Source organism: Paenibacillus maysiensis, assembly GCF_000520815.1.
Lineage (GTDB): Bacteria > Bacillota > Bacilli > Paenibacillales > Paenibacillaceae > Paenibacillus > Paenibacillus maysiensis.
Map to the genome: position 1 here is coordinate 1 of NZ_ASRY01000095.1, position 15,518 is coordinate 15,518.

Sequence of the window (15,518 nt, forward strand, 5' to 3'; positions counted from 1 at the left end):
TGCCTACGTGTTACTCACCCGTCCGCCGCTAGGTTAATTAGAAGCAAGCTTCTAATTAACCCCGCTCGACTTGCATGTATTAGGCACGCCGCCAGCGTTCGTCCTGAGCCAGGATCAAACTCTCCATTAAAGACCAACCGAGGTTGGTGTATAGAAAGAGCGATTCGCTCATTTTGAAACTGACGAGATAAAATATCTCTTTTTTCACTCCGATTTCATACAACCTTGCGGTATGTACCGAAATCTTCGTGGTTGATTTTGCGAACAAAATCATTTACTCACTCGTTGTTCAGTTTTCAAAGATCAAACCTACATATTGTCTTGCTTTTGTTTTACTTCGTTTCACCACCGCATCTCAGCGGCGACTTAAATAATATATCATGTTTTCTAAAGCTTTGCAACACTTTTTTTCAAGAGAATTTTTCGAACATTTTCATTCTGCTTTGTGTCGCTAACCATCTCAGAAAAGACAGCTATAAGAATATATCATATTATGCTTATACTTAGCAATACCTTTTTTTAAATTGGTTTCCTGTACCCAAATTCGCTTGCTGCTAATCGAAAAAAAGACCGTCATTCCGTTTCTGAGGAATAACAGTCTCTCTATTTTATCATTTCACTCTTTTAGGTTAATCATAGGCTGATTTCACCTTCATAAAGGTTATCTCTACTTTTAAATTTCCTTTTGTCAGTCCTTAATCCAGGGATTTCTGCGAGAGCGGGAACTGCGGGCCGAAGAATGGGAAGCTGCCGCTACAGCCTTGCGGGACTTTTGATTTTTAGCAGTACCATTTTTACCCGAAACCTCGACTTTGGATGTCTCTTCTTTGGCCGTACTGCCCGAGGTGTCTTTTCCCTTGCCTTTACGCACGTTGCTATCTTTATGCTTGGCAGAAGCAGAATTAGCTTCGTTTTGAGTTCCGATATTCAGATTTTTTCCATCTCCCTGCGTTCCCGAGAATGCTGGTACTGACTCCACATCCCCCTCCCGGCAGCCACAGTCAGGCAAAAACATATAAGGGGTGGTATATCCCTCTAAAGGATACACAGGTGCATTTTCATGGGTGAACGGATAATCCGGTAGATTCGCCGACTGTTGTCCTTGTAACTGGCTATAGTCGGATACATACCCGCCTGTAGGCAGACCGTGATGAGTGGGTCCCCATTTATACCCCCACTGACTACCTTGAACTGCACTCTCAGGATGCTGCGGGTAACCTTGATGGATAAATGGAGGATAGACAGGATAGGATGCATTCTCAGCCGCTTCATAGCTTGGATGATACTCCGGGGACGTACAGTACGGATAAACAGGATATGGTGTCGGTTGGACATTTATAGGCGCTGTTTGTGCAGGTCCCCAACACCATGGGTGTTCACAGTCATGCTGATATTCCTGGTTAGGGGCTACAGAAGGAGACCATTGCTCTACAAAGGAAGTATTTACTGGAGCATTCTCCCATGGCTGGGCAGCTCCGATGCCCGGGTACCATGAGTTTGGTCCCATACTTGTTGGTGAGTTGTAATCAGGCGTCGGCTGTTGTACTGACCATTGGGAATTGGTCGTTGATTCCGAGATCGTGCAACCGCAAAATTTTTCAGCTACAGGCTTTAGCTCAACATTTGCAGGCAACTGGGGCTTGGGCTGAACCGGTTGGTAAGCTACAGGTTGAGGTGGAGCAGGATTCACAGGTGCCACAGGCATAGGTACCTCGGGTAGCTTTAATTCGGGAAGCTTGGGAGGATTCACGGTTTCATTAGGCTGAGTCCACTGCTCGTTAGGCTTAGGCACGTTTTCCATATTCGGCTGAGTTAGTTGCTCTTTTGGTTGAGTGAGTTCTTCTTTTGGCTGGGTGAGTTGTTGTTTGTTTGACGGCTCTGCTGGTGACTCGGGCTTTGGTTGCGTCATCTCTTGTTTGACTCCGGTATTTTTTTTGTCTGTAGCAGGACTGGATGATTCCCCTTTGTATTGAGGAATATTGACGGTTTCTCCAACCAGTAGAGCGTTCGGGTTTTTAAGTTGGGAATTGGCATCAATAATTAGCTTGAGCGGGACTCCCCATGCCTTGGACAACTTCCACAACGAATCACCCTGCTTGACTTTGTGCTGATAAACCGTTGATGGCTGTTCTTGCATCGCAACAGGGTCTGCCGGAATTTTTATTTTCTGGCCGATACTTAACTGATTCGGGTCAGCCAATTGGGGATTGGCCGCAATAACTTTTTCGAGTGACACATTATATTTCTGGGCAAGCAAGTACAGTGTGTCGCCTTTCTTGACGATGTGTATTTTCACAGGTCACAAACCTCCTAGACATTCGTTCGGGCAAGATAGGTAAACGCCCGGCTTCTGTTATTACATCCTATGCACTTCCCGGGCGAATGACCCCATACAAACAAAAAAATCCTCTCAACCGAATTCCCTTGCGGGCATCCAGTCAAAAGGATCCACTATTTTTAGTCCTGCCACACTTTATAGCCGTCTTGATCCACGATCTTGCGGAACTCTGCCAATAGCTCCAAAGTCACCGGACCCGCAACGCCGGAACCAATCGTACGACCATCTACTTCATAAGCAGCAATAACTTCTGCTGCAGTTCCCGTAAAGAACACCTCATCAGCGACATACACATCATGCAGCGTAAAAGGCTGTTCCTTGAGCGAATAACCAAGCTCGGCGCACAAGTCGATGATAGCATTGCGCGTGATACCCTCAAGCGCTCCCAGATAGCAAGGCGGCGTATACAACACTCCGTTTTTGACGATAAAAATGTTGTCCGCGGAACCTTCCGTCACATATCCTTGAGAATTTAGCATAATAGCCTCGCCCACACCAGCATAGTTAGACTGGATTTTCACCAGGATGTTGTTGAGGTAATTCAACGATTTGATTTTCGGATTCAAAGCATCTGGAATGTTGCGACGCTGAGAGACGGAAATCGTCTTAAGCCCGGTCAGATAAGCTTCCTCGGGGTAGATGGCGAGTTGCTCTACGATAATGATAATACTTGCTTTCGGACAGCGAAGAGGATCAAGCCCAAGATTTCCAGCACCACGCGATACAACCAGACGAATGTATCCATTACGCATCTCGTTAAGACGGATCGTTTCCGCCATCGCTTCCAGCATTTCATCAGGAGACAGCGGAATGTTTAACTGAATTGATTTTGCAGAATCGTACAGACGGTCCAAGTGCTCTTTGCATTTAAAAATATTACCGTTGTAAATGCGAATGCCTTCAAATATCCCGTCCCCGTACAAAAACCCATGATCATATACCGAAACCTTTGCATTTTCCTTAGTTACATGCTGTCCATCTAGATAAATCCATTGCTCTGCCATTAAGAACTGCACCTCCCATTATTGTTGTTCTAAAATAGGTTCGATCGCTGCTTCAACATACTTGTAGCTTGGATAGGAACCAAGGATACGCACATGACATCCCAAAGCCTCAATCTCTCCAAATGCTGCGGGAAGCAGGACGGAATCCAGAGATTCCAAAATTTCAATGTAAAAATAGTAGTTCCCCAATTGCTTTTTGGTCGGGCGCGATTCAATCCGTGACAGATTCAGCCTGCGCCACGCAAATGCAGATAATACCTGATGCAACGCCCCCGGAAAATCCTGCGGTGGTGTCACCAAAATACTGGTCCGTTGACCTTCAGGTGCACGCGGGAGGCTGATAGGGTGATGGCCGATCAGGACAAAACGGGTAAAGTTATTATCGTGATCCGTCACCTTGCTGGCCAAAATATCCAATCCGTGCGTGGAAGCCGCAAGCTTGGTTCCCAAAGCAGTCCAGCCTTTGCCCGGGTTATGTTTAACAATTTCGACGGCTTCCGCCGTACTTCCTGCACTCTCCAGCTCAGCCTGAGCAGCCGTAGTCTGTATGAACTCCTTACACTGGGGAAGCGCCACCGGATGAGACATAATTTTGACCACTTTGCTAAAATCCAGCTCGCCCCGGTCATTGGTAAATTCACTGCGATATCCAATAAGGTTTTGAATAGAAGGGTACACCCATTCCGCCTGCATCTGAATGTCCACTTCATGTACAAGCCAATCCATATGCAGACTTACAGAGCCATCAATTGTATTCTCAATCGGAATTACACTGTAGTCAGCCTTCCCCTTGTCCACAGCCTGAAATACATCTGCTATATACTTATAAAACAGCAATTCATAGGGCGTATCCCCTATCAAATACCGAATCGCTTCATGGGAAACGGTCCCCTCCGGAAGAAGTGCAATTCGTTTCATATCGTAACTTCCCCTTTAATCATGTCCATAAAAGGAATCTCTTTCTCATCCGTATATACTTTAACGCCTTCGCTCTCTGGGCGCAATTTTAAAACAGATGCAGTGATTCCTTCCTTCCTCATCGTTTCGGTTAAATACTGTTCCAGTTCCGTTCTCCGGTTTTCCCGGCGATCCGCCAATGCCAACAATGTCGGTCCAGCTCCGCTGAGAGCCACCCCCAAAGCACCATAATGATGTGCATCCTGCAAAATCTCTGTCATACCCGGCACAAGAGCCGCCCGATAAGGCTGGTGAAGCCGATCCTGCATCGCCTCGGCGATCAAATCGGTTCGGCCTGATACCAATGCCGCTACGAGCATCGAAGCATGGCTCACATTGTATACGGCATCATTCAAGGATACATGCGCGGGTAGAACCTCTCTGGCCTTGGAGGTAGGCAATTGGAAATCCGGAATGACTACCAGAACCTCCAGATTTGCATCTGGTTCAAGCCGTAAATGCTTGGCATGTTTGCCATCCCACATCGCTGTAATAATGCCGCCAAACAAGGAGGCTCCCACATTGTCAGGATGCTTTTCAATAGCACTTGCCATGTCAAACAGCTTGGAGTCTGGCAGAGGTGAGCCGATCAGCGTATTTGCAGCCACAAGCGCACCCACAATGGCGGAAGCACTACTGCCTAAACCGCGGGTAAGTGGAATATCCGAATACATCGAAACATCCAATTCAGGAACTGATACTCCAGCCTCCCGAAAAACCATTTGTGCTACTTTATAAATCAGATTCGTTTTATCCTGGGGAATACCGTTCATTTCATCCCCATATAAATGGAAAGCCGTCTGTCCGGACTCTTTCAATTCAATCCATGCATACAAGGACAACGCCATGCCCAGTGTATCAAAACCGGGGCCTAAATTGGCAGTACTTGCAGGTACACGCACTCTTGCAGTTTTCAAAACGGTCATACAGACAATTCCCCCTGCTTTTTTGAACTATCCCTCTACCCGATACACACTCTTGATGCGCCGAATGACATCCAGAGATTCAAAATGCTCCAGAACCTTTTTCATACTTGCCTTACTGGCCAAATGGGTTACGATAATAATTTCAGCAGCTGGATTGACCTCATTTGGCTGCTGCACCACAGATGCCAGACTGACGTCGAATTCAGCAAATACCTGTGTGATCTGCGCCAATACTCCGGCCTTATCATCTACATGCAGAAGTACGAAGTTTTTGAAATACACGTCCTCGTCACTGCTGATTTTTTTAGGATTATAAGGCACGATGGCCTTAAGCCCATTCACGCCGAGCTTGAGGTTCTTCACTACAGTCACCAGATCGGCCACAACTGATGTAGCTGTTGGCATTTCTCCTGCACCCGCACCGTAGAACATGGTTTCACCCACGGCTTCACCGTGTACATAAACTGCGTTGAATACCCCGCTCACCGAGGCCAAAGGATGCTGCTTGCGTACCATCGTCGGCTGAACATTGATCGTAAATTCATCACCCTGACGCTCCGCAATGCCAAGCAGCTTCATTTCATAGCCCAGTGTTTTGGCAAAAGCGATATCTTCACTGGATACCTTTGTAATACCAGTAACACTTACGTCCTTAAGCTCTACATCCGAACGGAAGCCGAGCGTACCGAGGATAGCCATTTTACGGGCAGCATCCAGTCCCTCCACGTCTGAAGTCGGATCGGATTCCGCGTATCCAAGCTCCTGCGCTTCCTTGAGAACTTCCTCGTAAGAAGCCCCCTCCTGACTCATTTTGGTTAAAATGAAATTGGTTGTGCCATTCACGATCCCCATAATGCGAGTAATGCGATCGGAGGAGAAGCCTTCAATCAACGTACGAATAATCGGAATACCGCCCGCTACACTTGCTTCATAAAAAATATCACACTGCTTTTCCTGCGCCTTCGCCAGTACTTCAGAGCCGTGCAGAGCCATTAAGTCCTTGTTCGCTGTTACGATATGCTTGCCGCGCTCCAGCGCTTCCAGAATGTACTTCTTCGTCTGATCCACGCCACCCATGACTTCGATAATAACATCAATCTCTGGATCACGGATGACCTCCCACGGGTCCTCTGTAAGCTTGGCGGGATCGACTTCAATGAAACGATATTTCTCTATATTTTTAACAGCTATTTTTTCAATAATGATCGGCGAACCGACTTGTCTGCTCAAATCTTCCTGATTTCCTTCCACGATTCGAACGACTCCCGTTCCTACCGTTCCTAATCCTAACAATCCTACTTTGACCGGTTTCATCCATTCCCCTCCTGCTAACTTATATCTAATGAGCTTTATAGCTTTTAACCTTGCCCGATCAGGCGAACGCGCTTCACACCGGAGATGGTTTCCAGACCCTCCAGCAGAACCCCAAGCTCTTCACTAAGTCTGGACATTTCTACCGAAATGACTACGTTAGCTCTGCCTTGCAGCGGAATGCTCTGCTGGATCGTTAGCACATTGCCTCCGTAATCTGCCACCCTGCCAAGTACTCTGGACAGCATGCCGGATTGATGCTCCAAATCAATAGAGATATTGACAATTCGCTCACGCTCCAACTGGTTGACCAAATGAATGCCGTCCTTATATTTATAAAAGGCGCTTCGACTTAGCCCGACTTGCTCCACGGCGTCGTGCACGGTTTTAACATCTCCCGAAGCAAGCAGCAGCTTAACACGGATCGTCTTAACGATAGCTTCAGGCAAAATATCTTCCCGTACCAAGTAATAGCGCTCTTTCACGAACGTCCTCTCCTCAAAGACTTATGTTTTTATATAGAGGACATTATATCGAAACTCCTGACAATCGGCAAGCTTACGGTACAAAAAAACGGCTACTGCCGTCTATAGAGTTTCCTATAGCGTAGTAACCGTCCATACTTCAGACAAGTATTTCATTTTTAGTAATAGCTGCTGCCTTCCACGAATTCAAACTCGAAATCGGCAATGCGTACAGGCGTTCCATCAACAGCACCACGCTTGCGCAGCTCAGCATCCACACCCATGTGGCGCAATGTTCTTGCTAACTTTAAAATTGCATCGTGCGAATTCAGCTGCATACGCTTCATCATGCGCTCGATTTTGACACTATGCACCACGAATGTATCGTTTTCACGTACAATGGTGAAGCCTTCATCCTCTACCTTATCCAGCTTAAACACCTTACGTTCATTCACTTCCGCTACTTCCTCAACAACTGGCTCGTCTGGTATTTGATCCAACAGATCAGCAGCCCGATAAAGCAGTTCCTTTACGCCTTGGCGTGTCAACGAGGAAATGGGCATAATTTCGAGATCTGGACGAACAGAAGCGATTTGTTCCTTGAATTGAGCCAGATTTTCTTCCGATTCCGGCATATCCATTTTATTCGCCGCCACAATTTGTGGACGCTCGGCTAATGCCGCGTTATATTGCTTTAATTCGTCGTTGATTTTAGTCCAATCTTCAAACGGATCACGACCCTCGGAGCCCGCCATATCCACGACGTGAATAATGATACGTGTCCGTTCAATGTGCCGCAGAAATTCATGTCCCAGTCCTATGCCTTCATGAGCTCCTTCAATCAATCCAGGCAGATCGGCCATAACAAAGTTACGATGGTCGCCTACATCCACAACGCCCAAATTAGGCGTAATCGTAGTAAAATGGTAGGCACCAATCTTCGGTTTTGCGGAAGATACTACCGACAGCAATGTGGACTTCCCTACGCTAGGAAAACCAACCAGGCCTACGTCGGCCATTACTTTAAGCTCAAGGGTAATATAACGTTCCTGGCCCTCTCCGCCATTCTCAGCCAGCTCAGGTGCTGGATTGTTTGGTGTGGCAAAACGGATATTTCCGCGTCCGCCGCGTCCGCCTTTGGCCACGATAACCTGCTGACCATGACGTGTCATGTCTGCTACCACTTCACCGGTATCATCATCCATGATGACTGTACCCGGAGGTATGCGTACGATCATATGATCCGCATTGGCTCCATGCTGGCTCTTGTTGCGGCCTTTTTCTCCGCGTTTAGCTTTAAAATGCCGCTGGTACCGAAAATCCATCAAGGTACGCAAGCCTTCATCGACGCGGAAAATCACGTCTCCACCGTTACCTCCGTCACCGCCACCAGGACCGCCTTCAGGAACGTATTTCTCACGGCGAAACGCAATTAATCCGTCTCCACCGTCACCGCCTTTAACAAAAATCTTCGCTTTATCTACAAACATGGTTACACCTTCCTTATGTCTGACACTGCATCCGAATTTGAAGAATTTCACCCGTAGGAAGCTTCTCTGTTCGAATACGTTCACTTCCGTGTCCGGATCTGACCTGCTTTAACAAATTCAAATCAGCAGGTACGTCACTGCCTTCAAACCGGACGATAACATCATTCTCATCCATACCGAAATAAAGTGTTAATCTGCGCACTTCTCCCCAGGACGACCGGCCCCCGCCATATTGATACGCACGTACCGTTCCTATGACGGCCGAGGCAAGCGACTCGCCGTCTTCGGGAGACATGACAGCGTCCAACTTTAAATGCTCCTCAACCTGAACCGACAACTGTAAATTTCCGGCGTTCACGCGAAAAGACTGCAAATAAAACACCAGCGAGGGAATACCCAGCTTGGATATTTTACTGTCCTCTGCTACGCGCCCTTTTATTGTTTCCACATAAGCAGCCGATTTATCATGCTTATTCATACGAATATAGCCATAAAGCACCTGCAAGTCATTCATCCAGTCATGCCGGTGATGATTGAGAGCTGCGATAGCTGTACGCTCCAAAGAACGCAAAGCAGCTTTCCACTCAACTTCAACCTGTCTCTGTATATGCCACATGCTAAAACAGGCGGCAATAACAGACCACACGGCTAATATGATAATCGTTAGTGCTGCAGGATAGAGCAGTGAAAAAACCAAAGGAATCAGAATGGAACCCAACGCCAGATGAGGCGCTCTTATCCGCTGGAACATAGCTTCTCTCCGTTCTGCGATAATTAAAATGGATTAATAAAGAACCTTAATCCAGTATAGCACAGACTGACTTTCCAGTTCATTACCATCATACAAAAAAGCCTCCGACAAAATTGCCGGAGGCTTTTCAGCGTGTCTAAGCCGCTATTAAGCTTCTACAGTAGCTGCTACTGGAGCAGCGTCAATCGGGTAGATGCTCACCTTTTTGCGATCACGGCCCCAACGTTCGAACTTCACAACGCCGTCCACTTTCGCGAACAGAGTGTCGTCCTTACCGATGCCCACGTTCGTGCCCGGGTGAATTTTCGTTCCGCGTTGACGAACCAGGATGCTACCGCCGGTAACTGCTTGACCGTCAGCACGTTTCACGCCAAGACGTTTCGATTGACTGTCACGTCCGTTTTTTGTGGAACCAACACCTTTTTTCGATGCGAATAATTGAAGATCCAATGTCAATTTCAACATGATGTCTACCTCCTTCTTTGTTTATTTTCTATTTGAATATACTTACCGTATGATTCAGCAATGCTTGTCAGCATAATTACCATGGATTCCAGCAACAGTTGTACCTGTGCGTTCGCCTCATGATGAATTTCAGGGGGAAGATACGCGCTCAAAAAGCCGTTTTCCATTTCCGATTCCATATCAACGTTTGTAAGAGCTCCAATCGAATTGACCGTCCCTACAGTTACCGCTGATACGCCAGCACATACGATATCCTCGCCAGATTTGGCGTAATTCGCATGACCTTTAATGGAAAATCCCTGTATGCTGCCATCCTCCAATCGTGTAATACGCACGATAATCACTTATCGCACCCTCTTACGCTTGGATTTTTCCAATCGTCACTTTCGTGTACGGTTGACGATGACCTTGCTTCACATGGTAGTTCTTTTTAGGTTTGTATTTGTATACAATGACCTTTTGGCCTTGACCATGTTTCTCAACTGTAGCTGTTACAGTAGCTCCGGAAAGAAGCGGTGTACCTGTAGTCAAGCCATTGTCGCTAGATACTGCCAGAACACGGTTGAACGTTACAGTTTCACCATCGGTAGCTTCCAACTTCTCGATGAACAATACATCGCCCTCTTGAACTTTGTATTGCTTACCACCTGTTTCAATAATTGCGTACATTTGCTTGCACCTCCTTATGTCTCAGACTCGCCTAATCGCAGGTGACAACTTCCCTGGGGATGCTGTACTTCAGTACCTGATTGGAGCGGTTACAGCATGTGCAGCCAATCTTACGCATGACACATACTAAAAGATTATAGCATAAGCTTCGTCCACATTCAACCTCTAGTTTAAAATGATTTTGGAAACGCAGTGCCTTATAAAATCGTCTTTTCCTCTCGTACCTTTTTTCGAGTCATCTCCAGAAGTCCTAGCCGTGTCCAGCCAACGACATATGATTTGGTTCGGTCTTTTTTCAGCCTAGACTCCAGCACAGAGGACACTTCACGTCGGTTCTTCTCTTGTTCCATGTCAATAAAATCAATGATGATAATGCCCCCGATATCACGCACGCGCACCAGTCGGGCAATCTCTTCAGCCGCTTCGATGTTAGTCCGGGTCACCGTCTCTTCCAGATTGCTGCCCCCCGTAAATTTCCCTGTGTTCACATCAATGACGGTTAGTGCCTCAGTATGGTCAATGACGATATATCCGCCGCCCTGGAGCCATACTTTTCGCGCAAAATCACGTTCCAGTTGCTCATGGATGCCATAGGCTTTAAATATGGTCTCTTCTGCACCACGAAATATGCTCACATGAGCTTTCTCCGGACTGATCTGACGTAGTAATATTTCCGCTTCTTTTGCCTGTTCCTCACTGTCAATAATCAGCTCATCCTGTTCCGGTGTGAACACATCCCGAATCAGACGCTGGACGATGCTCAAATCCCGGTGCAGCTCACATGGAGCTGAGTGTTCAGCAGCTTTACGCTGGATGACTTCCCATTGCTGACGCAACTGGTTCAGGTCATTTTCAATCGCTTCTCTGCTCATTTCCTCCGAAACTGTACGGATAATGACTCCTTCTTCACCAGTTCGAAGCTGCTCTCCCATCGCTTTCAGACGAGCCCGTTCTCCCTCACGCTCAATCTTTTTGGATACAGCCACATAATCGGCGCGAGGCATGTATACGATCCAGCGACCCGGAAGTGAAAAATGAGTGGTTACTCTGGCCCCTTTGCTACCCACGGCCTCTTTCAACACCTGCACTACAATTTCCTGCCCCACCTTCAACAGCTCGGAAATGGAGGGCTTCATCTCAGGTTGCTTGTCCAAATGGGCGTGGAGTACGTCATCCACATATAAAAAGGCATTCTTTCGCTGTCCAATGTCAACAAAGGCGGCTTGCATTCCCGGCAGTACATTGACGACTCTGGCTTTGAAAAAGGAACCAAGAATTCCCCGCTTTCGCGGCAATTCAGCTGCATATTCTACCAATCGTCCCTCTTCCAGCAGTGCCATTTGGGTCATCTGCTGCTGGCATTGTACAATCATTTGCTTCATGGTTTTTCAACCTCTCTGGATACAGCCTCTTTCCTCAACTCATAAAAAGCTACTTTTCTATTTAGGTTTGGATTTTCCTCCATCCGGCGGGCGCGCTGCAAAATAAGAGCGAATAAGGCGTTGCTCTGGCAATACCGCTACAATCCGTCCCTGCTCATTCATGACATAAACCATATGATATCGGTCCCTTTTGAAAAGACGCAAAACAGGCTCCAAATGTTTCATAGGAAAAGATACAATTGGCAAGGCAATACTTCCCTTAGCCGCCTCGCGGTAAAAGAGCTCGTCCCTACCCAGCAAAAAACGTATAAAACGATAAGGGATATTCCGATAATCCACAATATTAGAATAAAGCAAAAAAATCCCTACCGCCAGCAGATTTAAATGCACAGGTCCATTTTGCCTTAATAACGGCGAAATACCATAGATACAAAATAGCAGGCTGGTCACGATGCTGGCTCGAAATGTCCAAACTAGAGTACGGTAATATGGGATGGATAAGCTCATCAGCGCCTGCATTATTTTTCCGCCGTCCAGTGGTAAAATCGGGAGCAGATTGAACAGTGCAATGACGGCATTTCCCTGAATCATATAATTTATATATTCATGCTCCCCTCCGCTCACATTTCTGAGCAATAGAAGGATGACAATCATAATTCCGTTTTGCAGAGGGCCAGCCAGCGCAATGATAATCTCCTTCCACGCGTTGAGCTTTCCCTGATCGTCAATGACGGCCACTCCTCCAAAGGGTAGCATCTGTATGGTCAGCACCCGCGCCCCAAACAACGTGGCTGCCGTTGCATGCCCCAGTTCATGAATGAACACCAGCGTAAACAAAGTCATGATCTCGATAAAATGTCCTGTCAACACAGAGGTTAGCATCACCAGTACGAACAGTGGATGCAGAGACAAAGTCACGCCCCGGACATTAATCAAGGGCCACCACTTCCGCCGGATCAATATACTGATTTCCTCTCTGCACGGCAAAAAACAGAGTCGCCGTCTCACTGCCACTATGGCCTGCTGGTAGCACGCCAACCTCGTCCCCCTCCTGGACCCAATCGTTCACCTTTAAGGTAGAGCGGGATAGACGTCCGTACGTTACCGTGATACCGCCAGTGTGACGAATCGTAATTGTAATTCCACTTTCCGGGTGATTGAATATGTCCAGCACCCGTCCCGCATCTATACTTTTGACAGCGATTGCCCCATTACCAGCAGCTTTGGGTGCAATTTCCACTCCTTTGAGGCTAAGCGCAAATGGCTGTGTTATATTCCCTTGAATTGGCGGAGAGCCCTTGCGGACTGCGTTCACCTTGTGTGTTTCAGGCTCCTCTCCAAAGATCGGTAAAAAGGATGGGGTCCCATCAAAATAAGTTTCATACCATTGTCCGGCGGCTGCAAAATTCATATCCTTATTTAAGGCATCCGCGATAAACATTCTCAAATTGACCGCATAGGGAATATCCCAGCGAAATAATCCCCACACCAATCCAAACAGCACAGTAGCAAACACAGACCTGCGCCACAAAGAAACCCAAAAAGACGGACGCCGGTTCTCCCCAAAAGATTGCTGCCAGCGTTGTCGTTCATTTTTCCATTCGGTTTCCGGGTCTCTGGACCGGATCGTACTGACTGCTGGCATCGGCTTCATTTCCCTATTCCCGTTCCTGTCCTGATGTATCCCTGAGGAATATTCTTCAGCTTTGTTTCTCGCGATCAGCTGCTGTATGCGTTCTTCTCTGCGCTGCTTGATTCCGGAGTTTTTATTCATCCTGTTTCAGCCCCCCAGCGAGGTATGTTTGGTACATCTTATGAGGACGGGCTTCAACTTATGTTGTCCGGTTCGGGATTACGTATCTGAATATGAAAAAAACCGGCGCAAGCGCACCGGATGGTCTGTATATATGACGGTTATTTAGTGAGTCTGAAATTAAGATTCAGGATTTGTAGAAGTTTAAAAAGACAAACCAAAAACACTTAAATAAGTTCACTAATTATTAAGTGCTCGTAATTAAGATGAAAGAACTAAGAAGTTTTAAAAAAAGCCTGCAATTCTTCGTACGTATCTTTCCTCTATATCCATTCTCTTACTTAAAAATAGTTTAGGAATTTGCGCAGGCAGTAGCGAAGCGGGTGATTTGAATCTGAAGAAGCGAAGCGTTCGCCTTTGCCATGGGATTCTTACCACTAAATGTTTTACAAATAAAAGAATCCCGTGGCAACAGCGATCGTAAGATCAAATCAGCCGCGAAGCGTCTCCCAGCCATAACTCACTGTTTTCTTCATCCACCCATACCAAAAAATTTCTTAAACCGTGTCATCACACTTTTCTTCTGATCCAGTTGCATGAGTGGCACTGTATCCCCCAGAATCCGTCTAGCAATGTTACGGTAGGCAATCGCTGCCTGTGAATCCGGATTCATGACGGTAGGCTCTCCTGTATTGGCTGCCTTGATTACCATTTCATCGTCCGGCACAATCCCGATAAGGTCTATGCTAAGCACTTGTAAAATGCCGTCAATATCCAGCATATCCCCGGATTTGACCATACTGTTGCGGATACGATTAACCACCAGTTTTGGTGAAGTCACATGCGAGTTTTCCAGCAATCCGATAACCCGGTCAGCATCACGCACAGCAGCATTTTCCGGTGTCGTTACGACAATCGCCTGATCCGCTCCAGCAATAGCATTTTTGAAGCCCTGCTCAATACCCGCAGGACAATCAATCAATATATATTCAAAATCCTTTTTAAGCTCCAAAATAATATCCTTAACCTGCCCCGGCGTTACGGCACTCTTGTCCTTGGTTTGAGCAGCAGGCAGCATATACAGCTCCTCAAAGCGCTTATCCTTGACCAAAGCCTGATTTAAACGGCAACGACCTTCCGCTACATCGACCAGATCATAGATAATCCGGTTTTCCAACCCCATAACAACATCCAGATTACGCAAGCCGATATCCGTATCCACTAAGCACACCTTTTTGCCGAGCAGTGCTAGCGCTGTTCCTATATTGGCTGACGTCGTCGTTTTGCCGACGCCGCCTTTTCCTGAAGTGACGACGATAGCCTCTCCCATGTGCTACACCCCTTTGAACACGTTAAAATCGCGGCCCAGACGCACAATATTACTCATTTTATCTATTTGCATGGCGCCGTCCTTGAGATACGCAAATTCCATTCCGGATTCACGCATCTCCCATTCATCGGGCGGACGACTGATCATTTCGGAAATTCGTAGCTGTGTTGGTGCAAAATAGGAGGCCGCGATAATTGCCTCGCCATTTCCCTCCATCCCCGCATGCGCCATACCCCGCAGGGCACCGAGCACGTAGATATCACCAGTACACGTTATAATTCCACCGGGGTTCACATCTCCCAAAAAGAGTAAATTCCCGTTATGATGAAGCACCTGGCCTGAACGGATAATCCCTGTCACAGTGTGAATGGGAGCTTTTCCCTGCACCTCCGAAGGCAGTCCGGGCGATTCGACGGACCGTATCAGCAGATTCCCCTTCTGTCTCAAAATATCCAGAATACTTTCCTTTTGTTCCTCCGTCACTTCCCGGCTTCCCAGCTTAATATCCACATGAATAATCGGTCCGGTTAAAATATTTTGATGACTGTGCTCCAGCTTGAAACGCAGCTCGCCCAGCAAATCCTCAAACTCACATTGATCGTCCAGAAGGAATACCAGGCCGTCTTTGATGCCTTTAATCGTGACATGATTCGATTTCACCGCCATTAGCCTGTCCCT

16 protein-coding genes, 1 rRNA gene and 1 other annotated feature are annotated in these 15,518 nt (G+C 47.0%); all 17 genes read right to left on the reverse strand.

Annotated elements, in window-relative coordinates:
* Positions 1-130, reverse strand: a 16S ribosomal RNA gene (locus L696_RS0106440); the annotation flags it as partial.
* 558 nt (positions 131-688) lie between these two features.
* Entirely contained in the window at positions 689-2,296 is a 1,608-nt protein-coding gene (locus L696_RS0106445; RefSeq protein WP_025682913.1) for a LysM peptidoglycan-binding domain-containing protein, read from the reverse strand.
* A gap of 161 nt (positions 2,297-2,457) precedes the next feature.
* On the reverse strand, positions 2,458-3,342 hold the full coding sequence (gene ilvE, locus L696_RS0106450; RefSeq protein ID WP_025682914.1) for a branched-chain-amino-acid transaminase: 885 nt from the start codon (positions 3,340-3,342) through the stop codon (positions 2,458-2,460).
* 18 nt (positions 3,343-3,360) lie between these two features.
* Positions 3,361-4,260, reverse strand: coding sequence for a prephenate dehydratase (gene pheA / locus L696_RS0106455; protein ID WP_025682915.1), 900 nt, complete (start codon positions 4,258-4,260; stop codon positions 3,361-3,363).
* Entirely contained in the window at positions 4,257-5,225 is a 969-nt protein-coding gene (gene thrB, locus L696_RS0106460) for a homoserine kinase (RefSeq protein WP_025682916.1), read from the reverse strand. The genes pheA and thrB overlap by 4 nt, the downstream gene beginning before the upstream one ends.
* Before the next feature lie 27 nt (positions 5,226-5,252).
* The gene (locus L696_RS0106465) at positions 5,253-6,539 is read right to left on the reverse strand and encodes a homoserine dehydrogenase (protein WP_025682917.1); all 1,287 of its coding nucleotides are present in this window, start codon (positions 6,537-6,539) and stop codon (positions 5,253-5,255) included.
* A 44-nt stretch (positions 6,540-6,583) separates the two neighbouring features.
* Positions 6,584-7,021 carry an ACT domain-containing protein gene (locus tag L696_RS0106470; protein ID WP_025682918.1) on the reverse strand — a complete coding sequence of 146 codons (438 nt, stop codon included), beginning with the start codon at positions 7,019-7,021 and terminating at the stop codon, positions 6,584-6,586.
* A gap of 158 nt (positions 7,022-7,179) precedes the next feature.
* Positions 7,180-8,490 (reverse strand): GTPase ObgE, encoded by a 1,311-nt coding sequence (gene obgE, locus L696_RS0106475; protein ID WP_025682919.1) that lies wholly within the window; start codon positions 8,488-8,490, stop codon positions 7,180-7,182.
* 13 nt (positions 8,491-8,503) lie between these two features.
* The gene (locus L696_RS0106480) at positions 8,504-9,241 is read right to left on the reverse strand and encodes a Spo0B domain-containing protein (protein WP_025682920.1); all 738 of its coding nucleotides are present in this window, start codon (positions 9,239-9,241) and stop codon (positions 8,504-8,506) included.
* Between the two features lie 147 nt (positions 9,242-9,388).
* Complete coding sequence (gene rpmA / locus L696_RS0106485) at positions 9,389-9,706, reverse strand: 50S ribosomal protein L27 (protein WP_049827297.1); 318 nt, start codon at positions 9,704-9,706, stop codon at positions 9,389-9,391.
* Positions 9,707-9,711: 5 nt separating this feature from the next.
* Complete coding sequence (locus L696_RS0106490) at positions 9,712-10,050, reverse strand: ribosomal-processing cysteine protease Prp (RefSeq protein ID WP_025682922.1); 339 nt, start codon at positions 10,048-10,050, stop codon at positions 9,712-9,714.
* A gap of 13 nt (positions 10,051-10,063) precedes the next feature.
* Complete coding sequence (gene rplU, locus L696_RS0106495; protein WP_014277583.1) at positions 10,064-10,375, reverse strand: 50S ribosomal protein L21; 312 nt, start codon at positions 10,373-10,375, stop codon at positions 10,064-10,066.
* Positions 10,376-10,388: 13 nt separating this feature from the next.
* Positions 10,389-10,476: a sequence feature (ribosomal protein L21 leader region), on the reverse strand.
* Positions 10,477-10,572: 96 nt separating this feature from the next.
* Complete coding sequence (locus L696_RS0106500) at positions 10,573-11,757, reverse strand: Rne/Rng family ribonuclease (protein ID WP_025682923.1); 1,185 nt, start codon at positions 11,755-11,757, stop codon at positions 10,573-10,575.
* A gap of 57 nt (positions 11,758-11,814) precedes the next feature.
* Positions 11,815-12,693 (reverse strand): M50 family metallopeptidase, encoded by an 879-nt coding sequence (locus tag L696_RS0106505; RefSeq protein WP_025682924.1) that lies wholly within the window; start codon positions 12,691-12,693, stop codon positions 11,815-11,817.
* Positions 12,686-13,531 carry a M23 family metallopeptidase gene (locus L696_RS0106510; RefSeq protein WP_025682925.1) on the reverse strand — a complete coding sequence of 282 codons (846 nt, stop codon included), beginning with the start codon at positions 13,529-13,531 and terminating at the stop codon, positions 12,686-12,688. Before L696_RS0106510 ends, L696_RS0106505 begins: the two co-directional genes overlap by 8 nt.
* 511 nt (positions 13,532-14,042) lie before the next feature.
* A complete protein-coding gene (minD, locus tag L696_RS0106515) occupies positions 14,043-14,840 on the reverse strand; it encodes a septum site-determining protein MinD (RefSeq protein WP_025682926.1) in 798 nt (265 codons plus the stop codon).
* A gap of 3 nt (positions 14,841-14,843) precedes the next feature.
* The gene (gene minC / locus L696_RS0106520; RefSeq protein WP_025682927.1) at positions 14,844-15,506 is read right to left on the reverse strand and encodes a septum site-determining protein MinC; all 663 of its coding nucleotides are present in this window, start codon (positions 15,504-15,506) and stop codon (positions 14,844-14,846) included.
* Positions 15,507-15,518: the final 12 nt, after the last annotated feature.

What these genes read in the sequence shown, in the direction of transcription:
- ilvE (WP_025682914.1), bottom strand. Translation starts at nt 3,342, where the DNA reads ATGGCAGAGCAATGGATTTATCTAGATGGACAGCATGTAACTAAGGAA.
- pheA (WP_025682915.1), bottom strand. Translation starts at nt 4,260, where the DNA reads ATGAAACGAATTGCACTTCTTCCGGAGGGGACCGTTTCCCATGAAGCG.
- thrB (WP_025682916.1), bottom strand. Translation starts at nt 5,225, where the DNA reads ATGACCGTTTTGAAAACTGCAAGAGTGCGTGTACCTGCAAGTACTGCC.
- L696_RS0106465 (WP_025682917.1), bottom strand. Translation starts at nt 6,539, where the DNA reads ATGAAACCGGTCAAAGTAGGATTGTTAGGATTAGGAACGGTAGGAACG.
- obgE (WP_025682919.1), bottom strand. Translation starts at nt 8,490, where the DNA reads ATGTTTGTAGATAAAGCGAAGATTTTTGTTAAAGGCGGTGACGGTGGA.
- L696_RS0106480 (WP_025682920.1), bottom strand. Translation starts at nt 9,241, where the DNA reads ATGTTCCAGCGGATAAGAGCGCCTCATCTGGCGTTGGGTTCCATTCTG.
- rpmA (WP_049827297.1), bottom strand. Translation starts at nt 9,706, where the DNA reads ATGTTGAAATTGACATTGGATCTTCAATTATTCGCATCGAAAAAAGGT.
- rplU (WP_014277583.1), bottom strand. Translation starts at nt 10,375, where the DNA reads ATGTACGCAATTATTGAAACAGGTGGTAAGCAATACAAAGTTCAAGAG.
- L696_RS0106500 (WP_025682923.1), bottom strand. Translation starts at nt 11,757, where the DNA reads ATGAAGCAAATGATTGTACAATGCCAGCAGCAGATGACCCAAATGGCA.
- L696_RS0106510 (WP_025682925.1), bottom strand. Translation starts at nt 13,531, where the DNA reads ATGAATAAAAACTCCGGAATCAAGCAGCGCAGAGAAGAACGCATACAG.
- minD (WP_025682926.1), bottom strand. Translation starts at nt 14,840, where the DNA reads ATGGGAGAGGCTATCGTCGTCACTTCAGGAAAAGGCGGCGTCGGCAAA.
- minC (WP_025682927.1), bottom strand. Translation starts at nt 15,506, where the DNA reads ATGGCGGTGAAATCGAATCATGTCACGATTAAAGGCATCAAAGACGGC.